This window comes from Kiloniella laminariae DSM 19542 (assembly GCF_000374005.1).
Lineage (GTDB): Bacteria > Pseudomonadota > Alphaproteobacteria > Kiloniellales > Kiloniellaceae > Kiloniella > Kiloniella laminariae.
This window is the reverse complement of the sequence record NZ_KB893167.1, coordinates 97,654-114,767: the sequence shown is the minus strand read 5'-3', so window position 1 is coordinate 114,767 and position 17,114 is coordinate 97,654. Positions and strand designations below refer to the sequence as shown.

At 49.6% G+C, this 17,114-nt stretch carries 12 protein-coding genes and 2 tRNA genes; 2 read left to right on the top strand and 12 right to left on the bottom strand.

Annotated elements, in window-relative coordinates; translation table 11 throughout:
- Positions 1-73: 73 nt before the first annotated feature.
- The 11 genes from lon to B152_RS0117010 all read right to left on the bottom strand — a co-directional run bounded on the left by lon (position 74) and on the right by B152_RS0117010 (position 11,178).
- Complete coding sequence (lon, locus tag B152_RS0117065) at positions 74-2,473, bottom strand: endopeptidase La (RefSeq protein WP_020593652.1); 2,400 nt, start codon at positions 2,471-2,473, stop codon at positions 74-76.
- 136 nt (positions 2,474-2,609) lie between these two features.
- Positions 2,610-3,875: an ATP-dependent Clp protease ATP-binding subunit ClpX gene (gene clpX / locus B152_RS0117060; RefSeq protein ID WP_020593651.1), complete on the bottom strand. Its 1,266-nt coding sequence runs from the start codon at positions 3,873-3,875 to the stop codon at positions 2,610-2,612.
- 206 nt (positions 3,876-4,081) lie between these two features.
- Positions 4,082-4,723 (bottom strand): ATP-dependent Clp endopeptidase proteolytic subunit ClpP, encoded by a 642-nt coding sequence (clpP, locus tag B152_RS0117055; protein ID WP_020593650.1) that lies wholly within the window; start codon positions 4,721-4,723, stop codon positions 4,082-4,084.
- A 122-nt stretch (positions 4,724-4,845) separates the two neighbouring features.
- A complete protein-coding gene (gene tig, locus B152_RS0117050) occupies positions 4,846-6,273 on the bottom strand; it encodes a trigger factor (protein ID WP_026261659.1) in 1,428 nt (475 codons plus the stop codon).
- Positions 6,274-6,379: 106 nt separating this feature from the next.
- A tRNA-Leu gene (locus B152_RS0117045) sits at positions 6,380-6,464 on the bottom strand.
- A gap of 158 nt (positions 6,465-6,622) precedes the next feature.
- Positions 6,623-7,348 (bottom strand): DUF4197 domain-containing protein, encoded by a 726-nt coding sequence (locus B152_RS0117040; protein ID WP_281168730.1) that lies wholly within the window; start codon positions 7,346-7,348, stop codon positions 6,623-6,625.
- Positions 7,349-7,529: 181 nt separating this feature from the next.
- Positions 7,530-7,781 (bottom strand): hypothetical protein, encoded by a 252-nt coding sequence (locus B152_RS0117035; RefSeq protein ID WP_020593647.1) that lies wholly within the window; start codon positions 7,779-7,781, stop codon positions 7,530-7,532.
- Between the two features lie 155 nt (positions 7,782-7,936).
- Positions 7,937-9,400 (bottom strand): bifunctional ADP-dependent NAD(P)H-hydrate dehydratase/NAD(P)H-hydrate epimerase, encoded by a 1,464-nt coding sequence (locus B152_RS24190; RefSeq protein ID WP_020593646.1) that lies wholly within the window; start codon positions 9,398-9,400, stop codon positions 7,937-7,939.
- Between the two features lie 109 nt (positions 9,401-9,509).
- Positions 9,510-10,460 carry a tetratricopeptide repeat protein gene (locus tag B152_RS25535; protein WP_020593645.1) on the bottom strand — a complete coding sequence of 317 codons (951 nt, stop codon included), beginning with the start codon at positions 10,458-10,460 and terminating at the stop codon, positions 9,510-9,512.
- Positions 10,461-10,568: 108 nt separating this feature from the next.
- A complete protein-coding gene (locus B152_RS0117020) occupies positions 10,569-10,922 on the bottom strand; it encodes a PilZ domain-containing protein (RefSeq protein ID WP_020593644.1) in 354 nt (117 codons plus the stop codon).
- A gap of 179 nt (positions 10,923-11,101) precedes the next feature.
- A tRNA-His gene (locus tag B152_RS0117010) sits at positions 11,102-11,178 on the bottom strand.
- A gap of 497 nt (positions 11,179-11,675) precedes the next feature.
- Between B152_RS0117010 and B152_RS0117005 the strand changes: the two genes are divergently transcribed.
- On the top strand, positions 11,676-12,014 hold the full coding sequence (locus B152_RS0117005; RefSeq protein WP_020593643.1) for a P-II family nitrogen regulator: 339 nt from the start codon (positions 11,676-11,678) through the stop codon (positions 12,012-12,014).
- A 54-nt stretch (positions 12,015-12,068) separates the two neighbouring features.
- Positions 12,069-13,478 carry a type I glutamate--ammonia ligase gene (gene glnA, locus B152_RS0117000; protein ID WP_020593642.1) on the top strand — a complete coding sequence of 470 codons (1,410 nt, stop codon included), beginning with the start codon at positions 12,069-12,071 and terminating at the stop codon, positions 13,476-13,478.
- 233 nt (positions 13,479-13,711) lie between these two features.
- Here glnA and B152_RS0116995 read toward each other — a convergent pair whose 3' ends face one another.
- Positions 13,712-16,690, bottom strand: coding sequence for an NAD(P)-dependent oxidoreductase (locus B152_RS0116995; protein WP_020593641.1), 2,979 nt, complete (start codon positions 16,688-16,690; stop codon positions 13,712-13,714).
- Positions 16,691-17,114: the final 424 nt, after the last annotated feature.

The window sequence follows — 17,114 nt, the reverse complement described above, 5'->3', positions numbered from 1 at the left end:
AAACGACCGAATCTCAAGGGTTTTGGCGGCATTTTATCTATCTCCGCCAAACTTGCCCCACAAAAAGCACAAACTAGTGCGTAATAACTCCCTCCAGGTCTGTTCCATGACGCTTTTCAACATCACTTCCCTCAACCCAGTCCTCAATAGGCACCAGAGTCTCTGTAAGTGCCTCTTTCAACACCTGATCTACCGTAGAACAGGGAATTATGGTCAGTCCCTTCAGGACATTCTCGGGGATATCAGCAAGATCTTTTTCGTTTTCCTTCGGGATCACGACCGTCTTGATATTCCCGCGAAGAGCCGCAAGAAGTTTTTCCTTCAAACCACCGATTGGCAGAACCCGACCACGCAGTGTGACTTCACCAGTCATCGCGACATCGTGTCGAATCGGCGTTCCTGTCAGGACAGAAACGATGGACGTGACCATCGCCACCCCTGCTGAAGGACCATCTTTGGGCGTAGCTCCCTCGGGAACGTGTACGTGAATATCCTTTTTATCAAAGAGCGATGGCTTGATACCAAAATCAAGACTGCGACTTTTGACAAAATATTCTGCTGCCTGGATCGATTCTTTCATCACATCGCCCAGTTTACCCGTCGAGGAAACCTTCCCCTTTCCGGCAACAGTAACAGATTCGATGGTCAGCAACTCACCACCAACTTCTGTCCAGGCCAGACCAGTAACAACACCAACCAGATCTTCTTGCTCAGCCTCGCCATAGCGATAGCGCTGAATACCGGCAAAATCACCCAGATTGTCCACTGTCACGTGAACCGACTCTGTCACACCCATCTCGATGTCCTTGATGGCCTTGCGCAACAGCTTGGCGATTTCCCGCTCAAGATTACGCACACCGGATTCCCGGGTATAGTGCTGAATCAACTTGCGCAGTGCTTCGTCGTCGACCTTCCACTCTCCAGCTTTGACACCGTGGTCTTTTAACTGCTTGGGAATCAGGTGACGAATGGCAATCTGGAGCTTCTCGTCCTCGGTATAACCAGGAATCCGAATGATTTCCATCCGGTCCAGCAAAGGCTGCGGCATGCGAAGTGAATTCGCGGTCGTCACGAACATCACATCAGAAAGATCATAATCAACTTCCAGATAATGATCGTTAAAAGTGTTGTTCTGTTCCGGATCCAGAACCTCAAGCAGTGCAGAAGACGGGTCACCGCGCCAGTCATTGCCAAGCTTGTCAATCTCGTCCAGCAGGAAAAGCGGATTGGAAGACTTCGCCTTCTTCATCCCCTGGATCACCTTGCCCGGCATGGAGCCAATATAGGTCCGACGGTGTCCGCGAACTTCGGATTCATCCCGCACACCACCAAGGCTCATGCGGACAAAGTTCCGGCCGGTTGCCTGGGCAATAGATTTCCCCAGAGAAGTTTTACCAACACCAGGCGGCCCAACCAGACAGAGAATCGGCCCCTTTACTTTTTGCATCCGCTGCTGCACAGCGAGATACTCAAGGATACGTTCCTTAACCTCTTTGAGGCCGAAATGTTCTTTATCAAGAACCAGTCCGGCATTGGGGATGTCTTTCTTAATCTTTGTGCGTTTTTTCCAGGGAATAGAAAGCATCCAGTCGAGATAATTCCGGACGACCGTCGCCTCGGCTGACATGGGGCTCATATTGCGGAGCTTTTTCAGCTCGGCAGTGGCCTTTTCCATGGCTTCCTTGGTCAACTTGGTTTTGGAGATCTTCTCCTCGATCTCCGCCAGCTCGTCGCGCCCGTCTTCACCCTCACCCAGCTCTTTCTGAATCGCCTTGAGCTGTTCATTGAGGTAATACTCGCGCTGGGTCTTCTCCATCTGCCGCTTCACGCGGTTACGAATACGCTTCTCAACCTGCAGCACCCCGATCTCGCCTTCCATGAAGCCGTAGATCTTCTCCAACCGCTCGGCGATCGTGGCACATTCAAGCAGCTCCTGCTTCTCGGCAATCTTCAACGTCAGGTGCGAAGCGACTGTGTCTGCCAGCTTGCCAGATTCGTCTATCTGATTAATCGAGACAAGAACCTCGGGCGGAATCTTCTTGTTGAGCTTGATATATTGCTCAAACTGCGAAACCACACTGCGAGAAAGCGCATCAAGTTCCTTTTCATCCCCTTCGCTATCATCAAGGGGAATGGCTTCCGCCTGGAAAAACTCATCATTTTCCGAGAACTTGGTAATCCGGGCACGCTTGGCCCCTTCCACCAGAACCTTTACAGTGCCGTCCGGCAGCTTCAGAAGCTGAAGCACGGTCCCGATGGTCCCGACACTATAGATATCAGACGGGCTTGGATCATCCTGTGATGCATTCTTTTGTGTGACAAGCAGGATCTGCTTGTCGTCTTTCATCACGTCTTCCAGTGCCCGGACCGATTTATCGCGGCCAACAAAAAGAGGCACAATCATATGTGGGAAAACCACAATGTCGCGCAGGGGGAGAACGGGATAAACATCACCGTGAGAAATTTCTAACATGTATCCTCACAAGCACACTGGCTTAAAAGCAGGTTCGGGGGATGAAACAATCACCCCCCAATAAAACAAAACAAATGATAGATATGAAACCTTCCTTTATCTTCAAGTGCCGATCAATGGCACCTACGAAGATAAATCAGGAATCTGTTCCGGTATCTTCCTTGCTGTCGCCATAGATGTGAAGCGGCTTGGCTTTACCCACCACAACCTCACTGTTAATGACGATTTCCTCGACACCCTTCAAACCAGGGAGCTCATACATCGTATCCAGAAGGATACTTTCCATGATAGAGCGCAGTCCGCGTGCTCCGGTTTTACGATCGATCGCCTTTTTCGCAATCTCAAGCAAAGCCCCATCCGAGAAACTCAGATTTACATTCTCCATCTCAAAGAGACGCTTGTACTGCTTGACCAGCGCATTCTTCGGTTGCGAGAGAATTTCGATCAGAGCATCTGCGTCCAGATCTTCCAGAGTAGCAACAACAGGCAGTCTTCCGACAAACTCGGGAATCAATCCGAACTTGAGAAGATCCTCAGGTTCAATTTCCCGCAGAATATCGCCCATACGACGCTCATCCGGCCCCTGCACATCAGCACCGAAACCAATAGAAGATCCCTTGCCTCGTGTTGAGATAATCTTGTCGAGACCCGCGAAGGCCCCACCACAGATAAAGAGAATATTCGTGGTGTCGACCTGGAGGAATTCCTGTTGCGGATGCTTGCGTCCACCCTGAGGCGGAACCGAAGCAACAGTCCCTTCCATAATCTTCAGAAGTGCCTGCTGGACACCTTCACCCGATACATCCCGGGTAATCGAAGGGTTATCAGACTTCCTGCTGATCTTGTCCACTTCATCAATGTAAACGATCCCTCTTTGGGCACGTTCAACATTGTAATCGGCAGACTGCAGAAGCTTGAGAATGATGTTTTCCACATCCTCTCCGACATAACCAGCCTCGGTCAAGGTCGTTGCATCTGCCATGGTAAAGGGCACATCAAGAATACGGGCCAATGTTTGGGCCAAAAGCGTTTTACCGCAACCCGTCGGACCGACCAGCATGATGTTCGACTTTGCCAACTCCACATCGCCAGTTTTATTCCCATGCGCCAGCCGCTTGTAGTGGTTGTGAACCGCGACCGAGAGAACTTTTTTGGCGTGTGTCTGACCAATGACATAATCATTTAACACATCACAGATATCCTGAGGCGATGGCACTCCGTCGCCCGATTTTACCAGTGATGATTTATGTTCTTCACGAATGATATCCATACAAAGTTCGACACACTCGTCACAAATAAAGACGGTGGGTCCCGCAATAAGCTTGCGGACTTCATGCTGGCTCTTGCCACAGAAGGAACAGTAGAGAGTATTTTTCGAGTCGTTACCGCTCGATTTTGACATTACGTTTGAGCCTCGAAATCAATTCCCATCAAGGGTATGTTGACAGACCGACCCGACCCACACAATGGTAAATTGTCCATTATCAAAGCAAATTCGGGATTAACACCCATCATATTCGCCCTCTTTTCCCGAAGGATAACAAACCTTCGTTAATGAACTCTTCCCAACAGGAAAATACCTATCCCTGTGAATCGGGTCCGCCCTTATCAGGATGAAGAACCTTCACTCTCCACATCAGCCTTGCGGTGCGAAACCACCTCATCGATCAGACCGAATGCCAAAGCTTCTTCTGGAGACATGAAATTATCACGCTCCATACCGGCTTCAATTTTCTCAATCGGCTGACCTGTGTGTTTGGCGTAGAGATCATTCAGACGGGATCGTGTCTTGATGATCTCCTTGGCATGGATCTCAATGTCTGTTGCCTGCCCCTGGAAACCACCAGACGGCTGGTGGATCATAACCTTGGCATTTGGCAAGGCATAGCGCTTGCCCTTGGCACCAGCCATTAACAGGAGAGAACCAGCAGAAGCAGCCTGACCGACACAAACGGTCGAGACCTGCGGCTTGATGTACTGCATCGTGTCGTACATAGCCAAACCAGCTGTCACAACACCGCCCGGAGAGTTGATGTAGAAGGAAATATCCTTTTTAGGGTTTTCTGACTCCAGAAACAGCAACTGAGCGCAAATCAGACTCGCTACCTGGTCATGAACCTGACCAGTCAGAAAAATAATACGCTCTTTTAGAAGCCGGGAGTAAATATCGTAAGAACGTTCCCCTCTGCTCGTCTGCTCAACGACCATGGGGACAAGTGTATTCATAAATATATCGCGGGGATCACTCATGGCTTCCTCTTAGAAATACGCGTGTCTTGGACAACTTAACTATATGTCTCAGAAAGTAATATGGGTTGCGCGATAGATTCGCACAACCCATACAAACACGTTAGCTTTCAAAAGCAGAATTCTTATGCTTCCGCGTCAGCTTTCGCTTTCTTGGCAGCAGGCTTTTTTGCTGGTGCTTTTTTAGCGGCTGCTTTTTTTGCAGGCTTATCATCGGAAGTCGAAACGCCTTCCGCTTCAAAGGCCTTGCGCAGCTCGTCAGGAGACATTGATTTCTCAGTTACCTTGGCGAGGTCAACGATGTAATTGACGACCTTGTCCTCAAAGACTGGCGCACGCAGATTGGCAATTGCCTGCGGGTTCTTCTGATAGAATTCAAAGACAGCTTGCTCTTGACCAGGGTAGTTGCGCGCTTCCTGCAACAGAGCTGAATTCAGCTCATCCTGGGTCACTTCAATCTGGTTCTTAGTACCGACTTCAGACAACAGCAGACCCAAACGTACACGACGAACCGCAATCGCCTGATATTCCGTTTTCAACTCATCATCTGACTTGGCGGCATCTTCTTCATCAAGTTTGCCCTGATCTTTATCAGACTCAATCTGACGCCAAATGCCTTCGAACTCTGACTCGACCATCGATTCCGGAACGTCAAAATCATGACTTTCTGCTAGCTTGTCGAGCAGGTCACGCTTCAGGCGGGAATGAGCAACACGGTCATATTCACCTTTGATCTGCTCGGCAACACGTGCCTTGAGCTTCTCAAGGTTTTCTTCGCCAAGCTTCTCGGCAAGAGCATCATCGATTTCAGCAGCTGCTGTTTCTTCGATATCCTTGACCTTCACTTCGAAAACAGCGTCTTTGCCAGACAACTTCTCGTTACCATAACCTTCAGGGAAGGTCACATTAACAGTCACATCATCATCGACGTTTGCGCCAACAACCTGGTCTTCAAAACCCGGAATAAACTGGCCAGAACCAAGTTCGAGTTTGAAATCATCCCCGGCCATACCTGGAAGCGCCTCTCCGCCGACAGTTCCCTTGAAGTCAATAGTAACGATGTCACCTTCACGGGCCTTGCGCTTACGCTTGAGAGCAACAGTTGTCTTGTGGTTTGATGCAATACGCTCCAGCGCTTCATCAACTTCAGACGCAGGCACTTCAACAGAAATCTTTTCCAGCTTCAGCGTCGAGAAATCCATTGGCTCAACATCAGGAATGATCTCGAAAGCAATTGTGTACTCAAGATCTTTTCCTTCATCGAAGGAAGTCACTTCGATTTTTGGCTGCATTGCTGGACGCAGGCTGCGCTCGGAAATAATATTCTGGGAAGTTTCGTTCACCAGTGCCTCAAGTACCTCACCCATTACGGATTTCCCGTAACGCTGTTTCAGCATTGTCATGGGTATTTTACCTGGACGGAAGCCAGGGAGCTTAACTTGTGAGCTCAACTCGACCAGACGGCTATCGATTTTTGCGTCGATGTCCGTGGCGGGTACGACCACCGTGAATTCGCGTTTCAGATTGTCCGCGTTAGTCTCAGTTACCTGCATTTGCCGGCGACGCCTTTCATAATATTCATGGCAATAACCTGAAAGGCGCAAAAGCAAGCTGCCCGGGCAGCGCTGGCCTTCCAGGGTCTTAACAATAATTTTCGAATGGTGCGGGAGAGAGGACTTGAACCTCCACGCCTCTCGGCGCCAGAACCTAAATCTGGTGCGTCTACCAATTCCGCCACACCCGCGCTCTTTTCGATTTTGGGGGTTTAATACATCCCCGCAGACTGCGCAACCAAGACTTTTCAGTTTTCCGAGATTTTTTTCGGAATAACACTGTCAAGAAAAGAGATACAACAAAATATTCATTATTATCAGTATATTAGCTTAGCGCCCAATGCTATGGTCAGTTCGCACCGAAGACTTCCCGCAACAGCTCTGTTGTTCTTGCAGCCGGATTCTGGCGAATCTGCTCTTCTTCCTTTGCCAGGTAATAAAACAACCCTTCAAGAGCCTTTCCCACCGTATAGTCCGTCAAATTCCCTTTTACATCGGGCACAAAAGGAATGGTTTTATAGTCATCTATCATTTTATTGTAAGTACTTATAGCACCAACATCAGCCAAATTCTCACTCACAATTGGTCTGAATTTATCTGTAAGTTCCGGTGTCATTTTCTTCTGAAAATATCGGGTTGCCGCATCTTTTTCCCCATTATAAATGCGCTGAGCATCCTCCAGAGTCATTTCAGAGATCGCCTCAACAAAAAGAGTTCGGGCCTCGATGGCGGCTTTTTCCGCCCCCTGATTGAGCTTCGCTTCAAGTTCGTCCGCCAATGAGCTTTGACCAATCGTCTTCAAAGCCGTCTGAACCGTCTGAAGATTTTTAGGAAGAGGAATGTGAATGGAAGGGTCATTGCCATAGCCTCCTGCCTGACTGATCTGGTCGACAACTTTCCCGGAACCGATACGCAATGCCTCTTTAAGACCGGAAGATATTTTTTCAGAAGAGAAATTTCCGCCCTCCTGCTCTGCCCCGGAATCTTTCCTCAAAAGCTTAAGCCCCTGATCAAGAAAACTCCCCTGCGCCAAGGCGACCTGAAATGCCAGTAAAGAAAAAAGTGGAAAAAGCATAAGTACACGAATCATGAACCCCTCCTGGTAATGAGCCCGAGAGGTCCAATAGCCCCTCTTTATCCAGAAGGGATAACGACTTTCCACTGCAAGTGAAAGACATCTGTAAAAAACAGGAAAACACCCGCGATCAGAATTGGATCACATCCATAGCCGTATGATGAGCGGGGTGAGATTTGGCCTAGACGGCCTGGCGATAGCGTTCAGAAAAACTTGATATTCCAAGCGTCCGGTAATCTTCAAATCCAGTAAGGTGATCCCCATCCACCGAAATAGAAAAATGAACATGGGGAATACCAAAGGTATCCGTCTGAACCTTAAGGACCTTAGCCGTCTCAATGACCCGATGCGGACCAACATAACGATAACTTCCGCCGACTTTCACCTCGTCAGAATTACGTTTTACTTTACGGATACTATCTATAAATGACATGACTTTACCTGCAGCAACGAACACACTTTATCAAAACATTCTATCAAGAATGACAGAAAGCAATTAATTAAGAGTAAATATATAGATCAAATACTTGGGAATTTTTCTATTAATACAAATCACAACTAACGCGAGACAATAAGAGATATTATTTACTAAAAAAATCCAGCATTCACTTCTTTTATGCCAAGAAGCAAATCTTCCGCCAGCATGCCTCTTCCGGCGACTTTGGCCGCCTCACCATGAAACCAAACCGCGGCAGCAGCAGCCTCGAAAGCTGGCATCCCTTGAGCCAGAAATCCACAAACCATTCCGGCCAAAACATCCCCGGTTCCTCCTTTTGCCAGCCAGAAAGGTGCATTGGCGTTAATCACCAGACGTCCGTCCGGTGCCGCGACAAGAGTATCCGCCCCCTTGAGTATCACAACACAGTCGGCCCGCCGGGCTGCAATCCGAATATTTTCGATTCTGCTCTGTTTCAGATCCGGAAAAAGTTTTCTGAATTCTCCCTCGTGTGGCGTAAGAACCATCTTGCCATGGCAAAGTGCAAATAACCCGGCAGGATCTTCTGAAAAGACAGTCAAGGCATCCGCATCCAGAACAATCGCTCTCTCCGGGTCATCTGCTGCAGAACGAATTTCGGCAACAACTTCCTCTGAGCACCCGGCTCCCGGCCCGACAAGCACCGCGTTTTTCCGCTTATCCACGAGAAGCGCTTTCAGTGCGCCGCCCCGTTCCCTCTCCTTGATGATCAGGCTTGGAGAAGCCAGGGCATAGATCAGTTTATCGGCCTGCGGACAGGTAACCGTGACAAGCCCGGCACCTATACGGAGCGCCGCCAAAGCAGCAAGACGTGCTGCACCTGACATTTCACCACCATAGATTACCGCATGGCCAAAATGATACTTGTGTTTATCAAAACTGATGTCCGGCAGCGTCTGCCGCCAGAGAACAGGAGAATTCTCCGCTACTTTCGGTTCCAGAACATCAAGGCAGCTTTTATCTATCCCGATATCAGCGAGGATGATCTCACCACAATGCGCTCTCCCGGGGAAAAGCAGGTGCCCGGTTTTTTTCCTGAAAAACGTCACTGTTCTCAAGGCCGCGAAAGCTCCTGCACCAATTACCTGCCCGGTATCTCCGCTAATGCCGCTTGGTATATCAACCGAAACCACTTCTTTTCCGACTGCCCAAACAGAAAAATCAAGAAGCCGCTTTTCCAGGGGGCGCGCCAACCCTGTTCCGAAGAGGGCATCAATAATCAAGGAACTTTCATTAAAATCCTTTTCGGTCAGAGAAAAATGAATTCCCCCAGACCATCGCCGAGCCATAAGTCGGGCATCACCTTTCAGTTTCTCCCCTTCAATTGACAGAAAAAGTTTTACCTTCCGACCACTTTTTCGAAGAAGCCTTGCTGCGACAAAACCGTCTCCACCATTATTTCCCGGGCCACAAAGTACAAGAATTTGCCCTTCGCCATGGCAGGATTGCACCACCTCTGCCACCGCCGCCCCGGCTCGCTCCATCAAAGCACAACCAGAAACCCCGTCTTGAATCGTGGAACGATCAGCAAGGTACATTTCCTCCACTGTAAGAAGCGGCGTTTTGTTCCAGCTCATTTTAGCTGTTCCTGATTGCAATACCGGAACTATGGCTCTTGACTGAAAATATGAGAACTGTGGTTCCCCCTATAGATCCAGCATAGATACTGTGAAGATATACCATATTCTATCGTCGGGGATTCGGTTTGGGCTTTGCTGCAACATCACGACTATTCCCCTCATACCGGCGAGGGTTTCGAAGGGGAATAGGTGCAGTGCCTTCAAGCAGGGCAACCGCCTCCTGTCCATCGGCCCCAGCCTCGACAACGGCAATTTCAACAGTCTTCGCTGCCCCAGGGACAACGGCGCCTGGATCAGGAGCATCCGGGAGAGCACCAGCCACCGGAACAGAAACAATAGTTTCTGATTTACCCTGCAAAGCTGCTGAAGCTTCTTCATCATATGAATTTGACAGGTTCTCTTGAGCTTGCTCGAGATTATTTATTGATGCCAGGCGATCAAGCATCAATTCTGCTCTAGTATCACCCGCCTCATACGCCAACCTGTACCATTTCTCTGCCTGCTGCCGATCTGGAGGAACAGATATCCCCAATCTGTACACCTCGCCAAGGGCAAATTGGGCACCCGATTCATTACCATTCGCTGATTGATGGAACCAGAAGACTGCCTGGGTTAGATTCCGGGGAACACCCTCCCCCCGCAAATAAGCCAATCCCAGATTATATTGAGCCATGGCATGGTCCGCCTGCGCAGCTCTCTGCCAGTACTCAACGGCCTTTTCCTGATTGGGAGCAAATCCCTTACCCTGGGCATAGAGCCGTCCAAGATTGTTCAGGGCTGCCACAACATTCTGGTCCGCCGCCTTCTGATACCAGTGAATAGCTTCTTGATAGTGAGGCGTCACCCCTTCACTCTCGGATTCAAAGAGTTTTCCAAGACTGTATTGCGCGCGGGCATCTCCCGCCTCGGCCAGAGGCAACCAATAGGCTGTTGCCGCAGACAAATCGCCACTTTCATAAGCATCAACCCCCTTCAGATATTCATCGGGCAGAGCCGGAGAAAAGGTAAAGAGAATAATACCGCATGCCGCTGCGATGCCTAAAAGGGTCTGTTTCATTACTTCACTACTCTGATAAGACCAAACTGCTTCATCAGAGTTTATATGCAGAAACAATATGGCTCAACCAAGGCCTAATTTAATCCACAGCGTCCTGGTTCAGGAATCTTATTTAATCTGCGCCGGGATATCCTTGTCAGGGTAGAGCGCCAGACATGTGTACTGCAGAAGCTTTTCCCGATCACCGGATGACATGATCACCCGAACACCGATCTGGTCTCCCCTGTGCCACATAACTTCTCCCTTGAATTCTCCGGCGATTGAATGAGTTAGGGTCACCTGCTCGCCAACTCCGGAAAATTCATCATTACTCTTGAGACAAAATCCGCCAAAAGAAAGATCTGCAATAGTCGTAATGACCACTTTGCCTTCCCTGTCGACCACTTTAAGAGAGATGGGATCAGAAGCAGGAAATCGGGGAGCCAATCGACGATCTTCAGCTGAAAGCCCGTTGTTTTCCATTATCCTAGCCTTTTCAAAACAATATTTATCCCCGACAGGATAGATCTAAATTGACTAAATAGTCGTTAATCCCGAGCGGTCTGGCAGCGTGGCAATCCTGCCGATAGAAACCACAAAAAAAAACAGGATAATAAAAACAAAAAACGCGGCGCCTGAGGCTGCCGCGTTTTTGTAAATCATGGGGTGGCTGAGGGGACTTGAACCCCCGACCCCCGGTACCACAAACCGGTGCTCTAACCAACTGAGCTACAGCCACCATAAGATCTTTACCTGCCGAAACAAGTTCGGCTGATGAGCGCGTTTTATACACAACAGACAAAGGCGTCAAGCACAACTGCGCTCCAGTTTTAAAATTCTTTATTACGGGCTTTTTTCAAGAGATACCAGTCAGCGAGAATCGAAAACCGGAGCCCGCTTTTAAGCGACTTCAAAATCATCCCCACCCCTTATAATGGCCCGAGATCATAAAATCGGCCCCCTGCACGTCTCCTGACTTTACAATAGCTGCCCCCTCCTCCAATCACCCGGTCAGTCAAATAACTGCCGAGGCGACATCGGCCTTCTGCACAAAAAAAATCATGCCGCCCAATTTTTATACAGATCCTGTCTATTTTTTAATCATGATTAGGGTAACAGGCTTATAAAGCTGATAATTTCTGGAAGATAAAAGTTGGCATACATCCTGCAGTACTATGGTCAAAATATAAATGGACGAAAGAGCCAACCCCTCTTGCTGCTGGAGCATTCGGACAGATGAAAAAGATCGAAGCGATCATTAAGCCCTTTAAACTCGATGAAGTGAAGGAAGCCCTTCATGAGGTCGGGATCAAAGGGATCACCGTAACCGAAGCCAAAGGTTTTGGACGACAGAAAGGCCACACAGAACTTTATCGTGGTGCTGAATACGTTGTCGACTTTCTTCCAAAGGTCAAAGTTGAAATCGTTATCGAAGACGAGTTGGCAGAACGTGCAACAGAAGCCATCCAACAGGCTGCACAGACAGGCCGCATCGGTGACGGCAAAATTTTCGTCAGCACAATTGACGAAGCCATCCGTATCCGGACAGGGGAACGCGGCAGAGATGCCATCTGATCCTGTCTGTTAAAATCATCAAAAAAATACCTATCAAAACAAAGGAAAGAGTTTATGTCTGACGTGCAGAGCGTCCTTGACATGATCAAGGAAAACGAAGTCGAGTTTGTTGATTACCGCTTTACTGACCCACGTGGTAAATGGCACCACATGACCATGTGTGCCTCCGCTGTTGGCGAAGATGAACTGGATGAAGGGATCCTGTTCGACGGCTCCTCCATCGAAGGCTGGAGAGCGATCAACGAATCAGACATGATCATCAAGCCTGACCTTACCTCCGCCGTGATGGATCCCTTCTCTGCACAGGCACAGATCATTCTTACCTGTACAGTGTACGAGCCGGATTCAGGCCAGCTTTACAACCGTGACCCCCGTGCGACTGCTGTTCGTGCTGAAGCCTATCTGCAGTCAACCGGTATTGGTGATACTGTATATTTTGGCCCGGAAGCCGAATTCTTTGTTTTCGATAACGTTCAGTTCGACACCAACAGCCATCACAGTTTCTTCAAGCTGGACGACGAAGAGTCTCCCCACATGAACCGTGCAGAGCAGGATGGCGGCAACTGTGGTCATCGCCCGCGCGTCAAGGGTGGTTATGTTCCAGTTGGACCAGTAGACACAGGGATCGACCTGCGTGCAGAAATGGTTACTGTCCTGAAAGCCATGGGCGTTACTGCTGAAAAACATCACCACGAAGTTGCTCCTTCCCAGCATGAACTCGGGGTGAAATTCAATACGCTGGTTCGCGCTGCAGACGAAATGCAGATCTACAAGTACGTGGTTCACAACGTTGCCCATGCCTACGGCAAGACAGCAACCTTTATGCCCAAACCAATCTCCGGCGATAACGGTTCGGGCATGCACTGTCACCAGTCCATCTGGAAAGACGGAAAAGCCATGTTTGCTGGCGAAGGCTATGCCGGCCTTTCCGAGACCTGCCTCTATTACATCGGCGGCGTTATCAAACATGCCAAAGCACTGAACGCTTTCACCAACCCTTCAACTAACAGCTACAAGCGGCTGGTTCCCGGTTTTGAAGCACCTGTTCTGCTGGCTTATTCCGCCAGAAACCGCTCTGCTTCCTGTCGTATTCCACACGGCTCGAACCCCAAAACCAAACGTGTAGAAGTTCGTTTCCCTGATCCGGTTGCCAACCCCTATCTGGCCTTCTCTGCTCTGTTGATGGCTGGCCTTGACGGTATCCGCAACAAGATCCATCCAGGCGAAGCAATGGACAAGGATCTCTATGATCTCCCAGCAGAAGAGCTGAAAGACATTCCAACAGTTTGTGGTTCCCTGCGCGAAGCTCTCGAAGCTCTCGAAGCTGATCACGAGTTCCTGTTGGCTGGTGACGTCTTCTCCAAAGACCAGATTGATGCCTACATCAACCTGAAATGGCACGAAGTACAGCGCTTTGAAATGGCGCCGCACCCGATCGAGTTCGATATGTATTACAGCGCCTAAGACTGTTTGACTGATAGCTCCCGGTTTCTGCAGCAGCCCTGCAAGGCGCAGTAACCTGGGTATCAAGCAACTTGAAAGCCCCCTGACTTGTTCGGGGGGCTTTTTATTTTGCCTTTGGCCCAATGTGCCAATCCTCAGCATGACTTCTTCCGCAAACAGAAAAGGGGCTGGTCTGATAGACCAGCCCCTTTTCTAACGGAAAGCGAGGGAGCCAGGCTCCCACGAGAAATTAATCAGCCGTAAGGACCTTTCAGACCGAGCTTCTCAATCAAGGTGATGTAACGGTTACTGCCCAGAGTCAGCTGGGCACCATAGCGCTCGACCAGATCCTGACGACGGTCAGCATCCTTGGTTACAGACAGGGCACCCCAGATCGCAGCCATGTCTTCGGTCAACTTGCGAAGCTCTGCTGCAGTTTCGTCCGCAGCTGCCACAGCAACCAGAGCATTGGACGTAACTTTACCAACACCGTTCACCGTTGTTGCACCGGCATCACTATAGCCTGCTGGCAGATCTCCCTTAAGGTTCATTACAGACTTGAACTGGATCACATCAAAAATCTGGTCAACAGCCTGCTTTGCGCCCTGCACCCGGGACATATGCTCTGTATCCGCTGCGGCATGCGGTAGCAGCTCGAGCTTATCTCCATGACGTTCAACCAGATCAAGATAAGGAACCATTGGCCCGCTCAGGGCGCCAGTTTCTGCATTCTTGAACAGATCGGCATCAATCGCGGCATAACGAACCTTGCCGGAAGTCAGTGCCGCATCCAGTGCAGCGACATTGATCACTTCACCCCGGTCATAGTTCACAATCACAGCACCATTGTTAAGCAGAGAGAGAACAGCTTCTCCAACCAGGCTATCATTGGCAAACTTGCCAGTTTCTGCATTCAAAGGCCCAAGCCCTGTATGCGGACTGAGAACATCTGCTTCTCTGGCAGCTTCCTCTGCGGTTTCTGCATAGATAAAGCCTTCAGATTCAATCCACGCCTTGTGATGCGGACGGGCATGGATTGCTACTTCCATACCAAAGGCCTTACCCAAGTGGGCAAGCTCGCGGCCGATATTACCATAGCCGATAACGGCCAGACGCTTGCCTTCAAGCTTTTCAGTCGGAAACTTGCAAAGATCCTTACCGGTATCGAAATCACCTGCAATAACCAGCTTGTGCATTTCATCCACAGGCAGATCCGGCATAACCTTCAACAGGGCTTTCATCGCCATCTGGGCCGTAGCCCGGCTGTTGAAGCTTGGTGTATTCATCAGGGGAGCTTCACCCCCGACACCGTTACCGCCGCCCCAGGAATCAGATCCCATATTGCCAGTACCTGCGCCGATACGCACACCACCATGCTTGAAGACAGAAGCCTTTGGCAAGAAAGTTGCGGCAACAATTGTTGCATCATACTGCCCCTTATCAGTCTGCGGCAGCAGTTCTTCTTCCCTGCTCAGGTCCGGCTGATATGAGAAGTGAATTTTTCCGGCTTCAAGTTTGGCATCATCGGCAATAGGGCCGTCATGAAACACCCCGCCTTTGGCTTCGATATAACGGCGCACTTCAGAGTGATCCGGCTTGCCCTGGACATCGAATTTCAATCCAACCAGATCAGCAACCAGCACCTTGTAGGCTTTGCTCGGGTCATCCTGACGTACTTTGACATTGGCATTGGCTGTGGCAGAAGCCTCAAAGATTACGCCCTGTTCTGCCAGGATTTCTTCCAGAACAACGATCTTGGCACGGTGATAGGCGTATTCTAGGTTCTCAAGCAACGCCACAACATCAGCAGCCGGACGAATACCGCCGATCCAGGCACGATAATCCCCCGGAGTACCGGGGAAGGCATTTACATAACGCGCGACATCAAGGCCTTTTTCATGTTCACCGTTCGGATGCGTCAGACCTTCGTAACCAAGAATCTGTTTGGAACGGGCGATAATTCTGGCGTGCAACTCGGGATCAGCTGTATTGCCTTCAGTTACCTTGAGCAGTGTCACAGCAGCACCCCGGTTATCAGGGGCGGCAACACCGAGTTCCAAGGTTGGATTACTGTCAATCCATTCATTGATTTTTTTACGATTTTCAGCCGACCGTTTGTTCATTTCCCGGACAGAACCAATTGCTTTTTCAGCCCGCAGCAAACCGAATGTTGTCTCGGCAAAAGCAAGGGTGGAATAGGTGTTGATAATTCCCCCCAGCATCTTGTGTTCTGCCGGGTCATAGACGGGGCCGAGAGCAAAGGTCTTTTCACTGCTCAAAGGATGTCTGGCATCTTTTGGAACAGCGATCTTAAGCTGGCGTGGAATGGCCCAGGAAGGATCTTTCTGGTTCGCATCAATCAGCGCCATTGCCTGTGGTGTATAAGAGGCGATGAAGTAACCGGAAATACCGCCAATTGCCTTCTGGAACGGCATAAACATACAGCACTTGTCAAGAACAGCCAGAACCACTTCTTCCGCCCAGGGCATGGCGCCCAGCATGGAAGTACTGTCGATAATTGCATGGTGTTCTGCCGGGTTACGATCAATCCATTCAAGCAGGTTTTTAATTTCGGACTCTCTATAGGTCGTCGCCCCTGTGGTTTCATGACCAACACCGACAAAAATCTTTGTGCCCAGCGCAACCAGTTCATCAGCCGTCGGAATAGAGCCTTCACCCTCGCTAAAGCTGATGCGGTTTACATCACCTTTTGCCGCAAACTGTTGCAGTTCAAGGATCTGAGAGCCCCAGGACTGACGGAAAAACCCACCGGCTTTGGCTTCTTCTGATTCAGGGCGGGGGGTATCAACATACAGCCGCTGGCTTTCGTCATTGGCATTCATCAGATGGAGAATGGAAACCGTGAAGCCGCTGTGTCCTCCGCCCAGACCAATGGCCATCTTGTTTTTCTTGGGGAATTCGAAATAACGATGAATTTCGCGGGCCATGTCCAGCAGCACCTTGTCGGCAGGGTATCCCCGGTGCATGCTGCGGCCAATTTCAGAAGTCGTAAAACTACCGATACGATTGCCACGATCATCTACCTTGGCATAGTTGTTTTCCAGCCAGGCATCGAATTGAAAACGCAAACGACGACCGTCAACCTCGTCAGAAGTCATATCTGTAATCGGCCCCACACCAAAGAACTGGTTCGACGTCCTTTTGGGTGCTCCGTTCGCTGTAATTACCATTGACGCTGCGCGCTGGGCCTTAAGGTCATCAATCGAAGGCATGGCTTTAGTTCCCCTGTATTTTCATTGGCTTTTGTGGTGTGGCCTGTAGGTATATAAGACCCCTTGTTTTGTTCCTAATCCAAGAAACAAAACAGCTAATCCGCTATTGAAATCAAACAGGATCAAGGTCTTTTTTCAACGACATTTCTGTTGTTGAAAAAGCTGGATAATCCCGCTGCCCCTTTTCAGGCTATTCAATGAATATATATACGTCCCAGTCGCAAGGTGGATGTCGCTGAAAGCGCAGCCTAATGTGGCAAATACGACCACACCTTCTTAAAAAGGGCGCAGTTCTGGGTATTTCCCCCACATATAGGTCGGGATCGCCACAGATTAATCAGGCTGATGCAGATCAGCTATCCATGCACAACCAGGCAAAAACCCAGGTTTGAGACAGTTAATTTTACTCGACAATCAGTCGTTC

Bases quoted from the DNA above. Each gene is read 5' to 3' on its own strand.
- B152_RS0117040 (WP_281168730.1), bottom strand. From the start codon at position 7,348: ATGCTTTTTCCACTTTTTTCTTTACTGGCATTTCAGGTCGCCTTGGCG.
- B152_RS0117035 (WP_020593647.1), bottom strand. From the start codon at position 7,781: ATGTCATTTATAGATAGTATCCGTAAAGTAAAACGTAATTCTGACGAG.
- clpP (WP_020593650.1), bottom strand. From the start codon at position 4,723: ATGAGTGATCCCCGCGATATATTTATGAATACACTTGTCCCCATGGTC.
- lon (WP_020593652.1), bottom strand. From the start codon at position 2,473: ATGTTAGAAATTTCTCACGGTGATGTTTATCCCGTTCTCCCCCTGCGC.
- B152_RS0116995 (WP_020593641.1), bottom strand. From the start codon at position 16,690: ATGCCTTCGATTGATGACCTTAAGGCCCAGCGCGCAGCGTCAATGGTA.
- B152_RS25535 (WP_020593645.1), bottom strand. From the start codon at position 10,460: ATGAAACAGACCCTTTTAGGCATCGCAGCGGCATGCGGTATTATTCTC.
- glnA (WP_020593642.1), top strand. From the start codon at position 12,069: ATGTCTGACGTGCAGAGCGTCCTTGACATGATCAAGGAAAACGAAGTC.
- B152_RS0117020 (WP_020593644.1), bottom strand. From the start codon at position 10,922: ATGGAAAACAACGGGCTTTCAGCTGAAGATCGTCGATTGGCTCCCCGA.
- B152_RS24190 (WP_020593646.1), bottom strand. From the start codon at position 9,400: ATGAGCTGGAACAAAACGCCGCTTCTTACAGTGGAGGAAATGTACCTT.
- B152_RS0117005 (WP_020593643.1), top strand. From the start codon at position 11,676: ATGAAAAAGATCGAAGCGATCATTAAGCCCTTTAAACTCGATGAAGTG.
- clpX (WP_020593651.1), bottom strand. From the start codon at position 3,875: ATGTCAAAATCGAGCGGTAACGACTCGAAAAATACTCTCTACTGTTCC.
- tig (WP_026261659.1), bottom strand. From the start codon at position 6,273: ATGCAGGTAACTGAGACTAACGCGGACAATCTGAAACGCGAATTCACG.